General features: G+C 50.6%; 1 rRNA gene. It reads right to left on the reverse strand.

Features of this window, described 5'->3' with window-relative positions:
* Positions 1-2,856, reverse strand: a 23S ribosomal RNA gene (locus FYJ59_RS13735); the annotation flags it as partial.
* Positions 2,857-3,030 lie beyond the last annotated feature (174 nt).

Below are 3,030 nucleotides of genomic sequence, written 5' to 3' on the forward strand. Positions count from 1 at the left end.
CTGTGCTTACACCTCATTCCTATCTACCTCGTAGTCTTCAAGGGGTCTTACTCATTTCTGAGGGATATCTCATCTTGAGGGGGGCTTCACGCTTAGATGCCTTCAGCGTTTATCCCTGCCGGACTTGGCTACTCTGCCATGGCTCTGATAGCCAACAGATACACCAGTGGTCCGTCCATCCCGGTCCTCTCGTACTAAGGACAGCTCCTCTCAAATATCCTCCGCCTGCGCCGGATAGGGACCGAACTGTCTCACGACGTTCTGAACCCAGCTCGCGTACCGCTTTAATGGGCGAACAGCCCAACCCTTGGGACCTGCTACAGCCCCAGGATGCGATGAGCCGACATCGAGGTGCCAAACCACTCCGTCGATGTGAACTCTTGGGAGTGATAAGCCTGTTATCCCCAGGGTAGCTTTTATCCGTTGAGCGATGGCAATCCCACTTTATACCACCGGATCACTAAGTCCTACTTTCGTACCTGTTCCACCCGTCGGTGTCACAGTCAAGCTCCCTTCTGCCTTTGCACTCTTCGAATGGTTTCCAACCATTCTGAGGGAACCTTTGAGCGCCTCCGATACCCTTTCGGAGGCGACCGCCCCAGTCAAACTCCCCGCCAGACATTGTCCCCCACCCAGGTCATGGGTGCAGGTTAGAAATCCAATACTGCAAGGGTGGTATCCCAACAGCGACTCACATAAAACTGGCGTTCTATGTTCAACGTCTCCCACCTATCCTGTACATACAGTATCGAATCCCAGTATCAAGCTGGAGTAAAGCTCCATGGGGTCTTTCCGTCCTGGCGCAGGTAACCAGCATCTTCACTGGTACTTCAATTTCACCGGATGCATTGTCGAGACAGTGCTCAAATCATTACGCCTTTCGTGCGGGTCGGAACTTACCCGACAAGGAATTTCGCTACCTTAGGACCGTTATAGTTACGGCCGCCGTTTACTGGGGCTTAAATTCGAAGCTTCGTTGCCTGACTTCTCCTCTTAACCTTCCAGCACCGGGCAGGCGTCAGCCCATATACCTCACCTTTCGGTTTCGCATAGACCTGTGTTTTTGCTAAACAGTTGCTTGAGCCTATTCTCTGCGGCCCTGCTTTCACAGGGCACCCCTTCTCCCGAAGTTACGGGGTCATTTTGCCGAGTTCCTTAACAATGCTTCTTCCGTCGGCCTTAGGATTCTCTCCTCATCCACCTGTGTCGGTTTACGGTACGGGTATGTGTATCACAATAGCGGCTTTTCTTGGCACATGGCTCACACGCTTCCCTACTTTGGTTCGGTCCACATCACGTCTTCGGATTGTAAGGAAGATTTGCTGTCCTTACTCCTACCCCGCTTGTACCGGTTTTCTCTTTCCCGGCTCATGCTCTCCACATGCGTCCCCACAGTTCTGGGTACACATAGTACAGGAATCTCCACCTGTTATCCATCGACTACGTCTTTCGACCTCGCCTTAGGCCCCGACTTACCCAGAGCAGATCAGCTTTACTCTGGAAACCTTGGATATTCGGCCGGAAGGATTCTCACCTTCCTCTCGCTACTCATTCCGGCATTCTCTCTTCTTAGCACTCCACTGCTCCTTATCGGTACAGCTTCGCTGCGCTAACAATGCTCCTCTACCAATGTATATAGAACCAAAGGTTCATCTACATTCCTAAGCTTCGGTGTCGTGTTTTAGCCCCGGACATTTTCGGCGCAGGACCTCTCGACTAGTGAGCTATTACGCACTCTTTGAATGTATGGCTGCTTCTGAGCCAACATCCTAGTTGTCTTCGAAATCCCACATCCTTTTCCACTTAACACGCACTTTGGGACCTTAGCTGTAGGTCTGGGCTCTTTCCCTTTTGACCACCCAACTTATCTCGTGCAGTCTGACTCCCGTGCATCACCTTTATGGCATTCGGAGTTTGATAATCTTCGGTAGACTTTGACGCCCCCTAGGATATTCAGTGCTCTACCTCCACAAGGTTAACACGAGGCTAGCCCTAAAGCTATTTCGAGGAGAACCAGCTATCTCCGGGTTCGATTGGAATTTCTCCCCTACCCACACCTCATCGCCACCCTTTTCAACGGATGTGCGTTCGGCCCTCCATTGCCTTTTACGGCAACTTCAGCCTGGACATGGGTAGATCACCCGGTTTCGGGTCTACGTACACTGACTTTACGCCCTGTTAAGACTTGGTATCCCTTCGGCTCCGCACCTTAAGTGCTTAACCTCGCCAGTAAACGTAACTCGCCGGACCGTTCTACAAAAAGTACGCGGTTGTACTCGTATGGTACTTCCACAGTTTGTAAACACAGGGTTTCAGGTTCTCTTTCACTCCCCTCCCGGGGTCCTTTTCACCTTTCCTTCACAGTACTCTGCTCTATCGGTCACTAAGGAGTATTTAGCCTTACGGGGTGGTCCCCGCTTATTCCCACAAGGTTTCTCGTGTCTCGTGGTACTCTGGATCCTGCTCTGCTTCTTTCCGTTTCGCCTACGGGGCTCTCACCCTCTCTGGCCGGTCTTTCCAGAACCGTTCCGCTACAGTCAGAAGTCATAAATGCAGTCCGAACCCCGGAGTGCACGCACTCCGGTTTGGGCTCTTTCCATTTCGCTCGCCGCTACTTTGAAAATCGAGTTTTCTTTCTCTTCCTCCGGCTACTTAGATGTTTCAGTTCACCGGGTTCCCTCCGTACACCTATGGATTCAGTGCACGGTGACTGAGGTATGCTCAGCCGGGTTTCCCCATTCAGAAATCTACGGATCAATGGATATGTGCTCCTCCCCGTAGCTTATCGCAGCTTATCACGTCTTTCATCGGCTCTTAGTGCCAAGGCATCCACCCTGCGCTCTTTTTAGCTTGACCTAATTGCTTATTCAAAAGCTTTTCACATCTAGCGTGATGTTACTTTAGGTTTTGTTTCGTTTTGCTTGTTTGATCTTACATCTCTGCAAGATCCCTCGGATGTCTTGTTATATCGTTTTGCAAACTTGATATAATAGATTTAATATTTCAATATTCGGTTTTCAAGGAACAAAC

The sequence above is a fragment of the Waltera intestinalis genome, from assembly GCF_009695995.1.
Taxonomy (GTDB): Bacteria; Bacillota; Clostridia; order Lachnospirales; family Lachnospiraceae; genus Acetatifactor; species Acetatifactor intestinalis.